At 38.0% G+C, this 6429-nt stretch carries 8 protein-coding genes; 5 read left to right on the top strand and 3 right to left on the bottom strand.

Translation table 11 applies throughout. From position 1 onward, the window contains the following. Window positions 1-154 precede the first annotated feature (154 nt). The gene (locus ACN6OV_RS07150) at window positions 155-334 is read left to right on the top strand and encodes a hypothetical protein (protein ID WP_427951293.1); all 180 of its coding nucleotides are present in this window, start codon (window positions 155-157) and stop codon (window positions 332-334) included. Window positions 335-579: 245 nt separating this feature from the next. On the opposite strand, the gene ACN6OV_RS07145 is transcribed toward ACN6OV_RS07150, so the two are convergent. Next, entirely contained in the window at window positions 580-762 is a 183-nt protein-coding gene (locus ACN6OV_RS07145) for a hypothetical protein (protein ID WP_427951290.1), read from the bottom strand. Between the two features lie 272 nt (window positions 763-1034). On the opposite strand from ACN6OV_RS07145, the gene ACN6OV_RS07140 reads away from it, so the two are divergent. From ACN6OV_RS07140 to ACN6OV_RS07130, 3 genes are all read left to right on the top strand, one after another. Further along, window positions 1035-2240, top strand: a complete 1206-nt coding sequence (locus ACN6OV_RS07140; protein ID WP_427951287.1) for a DUF1615 domain-containing protein — start codon at window positions 1035-1037, stop codon at window positions 2238-2240. Then, complete coding sequence (locus tag ACN6OV_RS07135; RefSeq protein WP_427951284.1) at window positions 2207-2836, top strand: HAD-IB family hydrolase; 630 nt, start codon at window positions 2207-2209, stop codon at window positions 2834-2836. The genes ACN6OV_RS07140 and ACN6OV_RS07135 overlap by 34 nt, the downstream gene beginning before the upstream one ends. A gap of 177 nt (window positions 2837-3013) precedes the next feature. Continuing rightward, entirely contained in the window at window positions 3014-3217 is a 204-nt protein-coding gene (locus ACN6OV_RS07130; RefSeq protein WP_427951282.1) for a hypothetical protein, read from the top strand. A gap of 81 nt (window positions 3218-3298) precedes the next feature. On the opposite strand, the gene ACN6OV_RS07125 is transcribed toward ACN6OV_RS07130, so the two are convergent. Together ACN6OV_RS07125 and ACN6OV_RS07120 are read right to left on the bottom strand one after the other, a co-directional pair. Continuing rightward, entirely contained in the window at window positions 3299-4393 is a 1095-nt protein-coding gene (locus ACN6OV_RS07125; protein ID WP_427951279.1) for a fatty acid desaturase family protein, read from the bottom strand. 12 nt (window positions 4394-4405) lie between these two features. Continuing rightward, window positions 4406-5473 carry a ferredoxin reductase gene (locus ACN6OV_RS07120; RefSeq protein ID WP_427951277.1) on the bottom strand — a complete coding sequence of 356 codons (1068 nt, stop codon included), beginning with the start codon at window positions 5471-5473 and terminating at the stop codon, window positions 4406-4408. 168 nt (window positions 5474-5641) lie between these two features. On the opposite strand from ACN6OV_RS07120, the gene fabR reads away from it, so the two are divergent. Then, window positions 5642-6316, top strand: a complete 675-nt coding sequence (gene fabR / locus ACN6OV_RS07115) for an HTH-type transcriptional repressor FabR (RefSeq protein ID WP_427951295.1) — start codon at window positions 5642-5644, stop codon at window positions 6314-6316. Window positions 6317-6429 lie beyond the last annotated feature (113 nt).

Genomic DNA, 6429 nt, shown 5'->3' with positions numbered 1-6429 from the left:
GAGAACCTAATGAGTTAGCAACTGAGTTGTGGAATATCATTAGATAAAATTAAGTATAAATCTGCTAGTCTAGAGCCTATAAATATAATTACATTTATCACATAATATATCTATTATATTCTGCATTCCAAAAATTAGATTGAAGATTGAAATCATGAAAACTTTAAATAAAGTACTTTTCGCTACACTTATTTCTGCTGCTGCCGCTACTGCATTTGCTGCTGAAGAACAAAATGTTGAAGCTGCTGCTTCTGAAGCGCAAGCAACTGAAGTTGCTCAAGAAGCGGTTGAGGCTGTTGAAGCAACTGCTGCTTCTGAAGCTGCTGCAAAATAATTAAATTATTTTGTCCAAAACCCACCTTGTGTGGGTTTTTTCGGTATCAATTCATTCAAAAATAAAGCTTTACTCAATCCAAATTAAATGATTGAACTTAATATTTTATGGTTTTGATAATATTTATAAATAACAAGTACATAAATTTATATAAACAACAAAAAAAGCTCACACAGGATGAGCTTATATTTGACCGTCACTAACTGGTTTCTTTATTTTAGAAACCCTGACTTTTAGCTCTATTCTTATAGATTTTCATCTTTGGTAATCAGCACCGAAGTTAAAATTGGTACACCAAAGCATGGGAGCAAGAACAAAATCCAATATTCAACCATTGGTTTATCAAAACCAAAGTTGATAATTATTGCACCAAGCACCATGACCAATGCAATTAACCCCAAGAAAGTATTGAAAAATTTTGCAGGCATGAGAATCCCCTTAAAAGTTTATGGTTTTAACTTAGTATATACCTTCAATTTCAATAATCTGTTAAATGAAGATTGATTAAACCTTATAAGAACATGAAATCTGTGATTTTTCCAATAATGCAGTATGAGTTGCTTATTTTTATACAGATTCATCACTAAAAAATATTGACAGCAGTTTTATAGCCATATACATATTAACCCATCACTTTGATCTTACACATAGTATACTGCTCATGCCTCTTTGCCGCTCCTTGGCTGAGTTTTTGGAAGTTATGAATAAACCTTTTTCGACTGCTTTATGTTTTAAATCTTTATCTGTACTTGCTTTATCCATAGGACTTAGTGCCTGTGGAAATGGCTCATGGTGGGCAAAAGATGAGCCGACAATGGAACCTGAACAGATTAAAAGAGCCATTCCTACACGTGTCAATGAGCGTTTATCTTGGGCAACAGATATTTATGACATTAGCGATCAACTTGGCATTCCCACCACCAAGGAAAATGTTTGTACGATTGTTGCAGTAGTCGATCAAGAATCCAACTTTGTCGCCAACCCACAAGTACCGGGTTTAGGTGAAAAGGCCGTGAAAGAAGTACAAGATCGCCTTGAAGAAAAATTTAAAGATAAACTGGGTGATGGTATCGGCGGCACAGTTGCGGGTTATTTCCAAGATGTTTTAAAAAATCAACCGAGCCCTGAAGATAACTATTTAAGCCAAATGCGTCGTGTTAAAACTGAACGCGAACTTGATGAGCTCTACCGTGAAATTTTTGATTATATGTCGAAGCATTATCATGTCAGTGCACTCACAGGCGCAGCGAAACTCGTCGGGCAAGACATAGGCGAAAAGTTAAATCCAATCACTACGCTTGGCTCAATGCAAGTGCATATTGGTTATGCCAAAGACCATAAACGTCAAGGCGGCAATATCGCTGAATTACGTACAGACATGTATAGCCAGTTTGGTGGTTTATATTACGGTATTCATCGTTTAATGATGTATCCCGCAGCTTATGAAAAACCAATCTATCGCTTTGCTGATTACAACTCAGGGCGTTATTCAAGTCGAAATGCCGCCTTCCAAAGCATGCTCAATGATCTGACAACTGCCGAGCTCAGCCTAGATGGCGACTTACTACTTTATAATAAAGATGGTTCACCACGTTCAGCAAAAAGCCAGTCTGAAACAGCATTAATTGCCGTCTTTGCAGAAAATAATGTGATCGCTACACCACGCCAAATTCGTTCAGATTTGAAAAAAGAAAAAGATCAAGATTTTGAAGACACCTTAACCTATAAAGCAGTCAAGAAACTGTATCAAGAAAAGACTGGTAAAGAACCCTTCTATGCCATGATGCCTGAAGTCGTAATCTCTGGTCCAAAACTGAGCCGTGACTACAACACCAATTGGTTTGCTACCCGTGTGAATGGACGTTATCAAACATGTATGAGCCGCATCAAAAATTTAAAGCTCTAGCCCTCTTCGATTTTGATGGAACCCTGTGCAACAAAGACAGTTTCACGGGGTTTATTTTCTATTCCCTTTCTAAGCGGCATATTGTCCGCCAAGCCATTAAAATTCTGCCTTGGATTCAAGGCTATTATTTAAATCTCTATCCTGCGCATGCCATGCGCCCTCGCCTATATGCTGCAATGTTTAGCCAAGCCAATCATGAACAGATTTTAAAGCATGCAAAATCCTATGCTGAAGAATTAATGTCAGATTTAAACCCCACACTCTATACACAGCTCAAAAAGCACCAAAACCAAGGGCATGAAGTGGTACTGGTATCTGCTTCTGTGGATCTGTATCTAAAACCAATTGCGGAAAAGCTGGGTGTGCGTCTCATTTGTACTGAAACAGCCTTTCAAAATCAGAAACTCACAGGCCGCTATCAAACGATGGACTGTAGTGGTGAACAAAAGAAGATTCGGGTTTTGGAGCAGTTTAACCTTCAAGACTATGATCAGGTCTATGCCTATGGCAACAGCGAGGAAGACCTTGCCATGTTTGAACTAGCAACCCATCATTTCATGAATGGGCAAGATAAAGCTTTACCTGTATTAGACTAAAATAGACAAATGTATATATTTTAATTTAAGTAAATTTAACAATCAGACATTTAAAATTAAGTCATTCTAATATATAAATAAATTTATACATTTTAACTTTTACTTGGGGTTTATTGTGTGTTATTTTTCACACTAATAAAAAATAATGTGGTCCAATATTACAAGCCGGAATAGAATATGAATCAATTCAATCCCCCCAAATATGTCAAAGGCCTGAATCTCAAGTTTGGTGAAAATCCATTCGTTTTACTTGCACAATTTGCTTTTTCTGCTACCCGTCAAATGTGGACAAAAGAAGAAATTGAGCTAGTCATTCGTGTGGCCAAACAAGGCAATTACATGAATCTAATGAGAATCCTTAAACTCCATATCAAAAAATAACGTCAAAAATTATCTATAAAACTACCCACAAAAAAGCCATGCAATTGCATGGCTTTTTTGATTGAAAGAATAAGGTTTAACTTATTTGGTAAATGGAAATGCATACTTCACAATACGTTTTAGTACACTACCGTACTGTTTTACCAAACTCGCATTGTTGTAGTTCAGACCATATTTTTCACATACAGCTTGAACTTTTGGCGCCATTTTACGGTAACGGCGTGCAGGGACGTCTGGATATAAATGGTGCTCAATCTGATGACTTAAGTGACCCGTCAAGATATGAAAGGCTTCAGAACCAGTTAGGTTTGAAGAACCACGGATTTGACGCATATACCAATGGCCACGGCTTTCATTTTCCAGAACTCTCTTTGGAAAGACTTCAACATCTTTAGTGAAGTGACCACAAAAAATCACACTGAATGTCCAAATATTACGTAAACCATTGGCTACAAGGTTACCTGTGAACACGGGTAAAGCTGATGGACCAGCAATTAATGGAAAGAAAACATAATCTTTAAACAACTGCTTGCCAATTTTTGCCTGCATAGGTTTCCATTCTTCTTTGGTCTGCTCTTTGCTTTTACGACCTCTAAAGTATCTACCCAATTCAAGGTTTTGAATAGCCACGCCCCATTGGAACAATAAACAGAACGGAATACTGTAAAGAGGTTGCAATAAATAACCTGCTTTCCAACGCTGCTCTGGGAATAAGCGTAACAACCCATAACCAATATCATCATCCATCCCTTTAATATTGGTATAGGTATGGTGTTTGAAATTATGTGTTTGACGCCAGTTGTCTGACGTACCAACGATATCCCATTCGTAGGTTTGACCATTAAATTTTGGATCATTCATCCAGTCATATTGGCCATGCATGACATTATGACCAAGTTCCATGTTTTCCATAATTTTGGAAAAACTTAGCAGTCCTGTACCTAAAATCCATGCTGGCGGAAACCAACCTGCAAATAACAAGGCACGACCTGCCATTGAAGAATAGCGAACCGTAGAATAGACACGACGAATATATTTCGCGTCTTTTTCTCCTAGATCATCAAGCTCTTCCTGCTTAATCGCATCAAGCTCACTAGCAAGTTCATCTAATTGAGTTTGAGTGAGTTCACGATTTTTAGGATTTTTTAAATATTCAATTTTTACAGGCATGTTCATGTTTTTTCTACCTTATAAATCAATAACGAGATCAGACTGTGCTGAATTCACACAAATTTTTAATAAATTACCCGGCTCAGTATTTTGACTACCATTGACTAAACTTTTAGTCGAACCTTCAACTTTATTGCATGCACATTTATTACAGATTCCCATGCGGCAACCATGATTCGGCTTGATATTTTGCTGTTCAAGACTGGCTAAAATCGACTGGCCTTTCGGAATGCTCACGGTTTTATTCGATTGGGTTAAGGTAATATTTACAAAACCAATCTCATCGTCTGCTACTGGACTCATACTAAATGCTTCATTCATAAAGCACTGTGCATGACCAAACAATGTTTCAGCTTGAGCCACAAAACCTGATGGGCCACATGCATAAACAGTGCTAGCTGCAATATTTTCAATCTGCACTGCATGCGTTGCATCTAAACGTGGATCAGCATCCGCTTCTTGAGTAAAAAAGATCTGAAATTTGAAATTTGGATATTGATGTGCCAACTCTTCAAAGCGTGCTTTGAATGCAGCATCAACATGATATTTCACCCAATACATCAACTGAATTGGCTGCTCAGAAAACTGTTTAGTTTGACTCAGGCTTTTCAGCATACTGAGCATTGGAGTAATTCCACTCCCCGCAGCAAGTAATAGCAATGGGCTTGGCGCTTGAGCTAAAGTCATCTCACCAAATGGTTGCCCGAATTCAATAATATCTTCAACTTGCGCTTGCTCGACTAACCAAGTGCTGACGATCCCCGCATTGACTTTTTTTACCGTCAACAATACATGCCGATCATCTAATTTCGTCAGGCTATAAGTGCGTTCATAGCGAATACCATTGACTGTAATAAATACAGGATGATGCTGACCGGCTAGACCGAATTTAAATAAACGGTTGACCTGAATGGTCAGGCTCACCATCTCATTTGCTGCATTTTCCTTTTGTACAATTTTGCCTAAAGCCTGATTTCCTGACCATAAAGGATTAAATTTCTGCAACCAGAAGTTCACGGCATTTATGTCAACGACACTATCTTTTAGTGCATTTAAAGGCTTTTTTGCTTTCTCGAGTACATGCATAGTCAAATACATCTCATGGGAGGTTTTTAATTATTATACACATGTATATATATTTGTATATATGAATGTACATTTAATCTGCATTTTCACAAAAGCTATTAGCAAACGCTATAATATGTTAAGGTTTTTAATCCATTGAAAAATATGATGCAGTCTGCACAGACGAATATGGTTAATATGTACCAAGAAGATTTAAATTCGGAAACTGAAGCACCTGTTACGGTTCGCACAGTGGGTCGAAAAGCGACCATTACTAAAGAAGAACTGTTTCAAGCGGCGCTCAATCTGATTGGTCCGCAAAAAAGTATTTCCTCGCTCAGCCTTCGTGAAGTTGCGCGCGAAGCAGGTATTGCACCCAATAGTTTTTATCGTCATTTTAAAGATATTGATGAATTGGCGATTGAACTGATTGACCGTGCGGGCGGCGTTTTACGTCAAATTTTGCACGAAGCGCGTCTCAAAGCTTCACGTCAAAGCAGCATTATTCGCAGTTCGGTCGAAGTTTTTATTGAACAGCTGGATGCCGATGAAGGTAATCTAAGCTTACTCCTACGTGAAGGTTATACTGGCTCTCATTCGTATAAAAATGCAGTTGAGCGTCAGTTAAACTATTTCCAACAAGAGCTGAAAGAAGATTTAATCGTACTTGAGCGCTTAAATCAGAGTAAATTGGCGCATCCCGATATTGTGGCCATGGGCATTACGCAATTGGTATTTAATATGGGCGCCAAAGTGATCGATATGCCAGTTGAAGAACGTAAACAAGTTGCAGAGCAAACCATGATCATGATTCGTATGATTCTTGAAGGTGCACGTCATTTAGATGAAGCTCGAATTCGATAGCTTAAATTTATTCGCAATAAAAAAGAGACACTTGCAGTCACTGCTGTCCCACAATTTTCATAAGAAGAGCCTCAATTGAGGTTCTTCTTGTTTTCGCCATTTTTTATCGGGCA

The organism is Acinetobacter sp. (genome assembly GCF_050285345.1).
Classification (GTDB): domain Bacteria; phylum Pseudomonadota; class Gammaproteobacteria; order Pseudomonadales; family Moraxellaceae; genus Acinetobacter.
Note: the sequence above shows the minus strand (reverse complement) of the source record. Positions and strands in the feature narration are given on the sequence as shown.

Coding starts and splice junctions, on each gene's coding strand:
- ACN6OV_RS07150 (WP_427951293.1), top strand. CDS start 155: ATGAAAACTTTAAATAAAGTACTTTTCGCTACACTTATTTCTGCTGCT.
- ACN6OV_RS07145 (WP_427951290.1), bottom strand. CDS start 762: ATGCCTGCAAAATTTTTCAATACTTTCTTGGGGTTAATTGCATTGGTC.
- ACN6OV_RS07140 (WP_427951287.1), top strand. CDS start 1,035: ATGAATAAACCTTTTTCGACTGCTTTATGTTTTAAATCTTTATCTGTA.
- ACN6OV_RS07135 (WP_427951284.1), top strand. CDS start 2,207: ATGTATGAGCCGCATCAAAAATTTAAAGCTCTAGCCCTCTTCGATTTT.
- ACN6OV_RS07130 (WP_427951282.1), top strand. CDS start 3,014: ATGAATCAATTCAATCCCCCCAAATATGTCAAAGGCCTGAATCTCAAG.
- ACN6OV_RS07125 (WP_427951279.1), bottom strand. CDS start 4,393: ATGAACATGCCTGTAAAAATTGAATATTTAAAAAATCCTAAAAATCGT.
- ACN6OV_RS07120 (WP_427951277.1), bottom strand. CDS start 5,473: ATGCATGTACTCGAGAAAGCAAAAAAGCCTTTAAATGCACTAAAAGAT.
- fabR (WP_427951295.1), top strand. CDS start 5,642: ATGGTTAATATGTACCAAGAAGATTTAAATTCGGAAACTGAAGCACCT.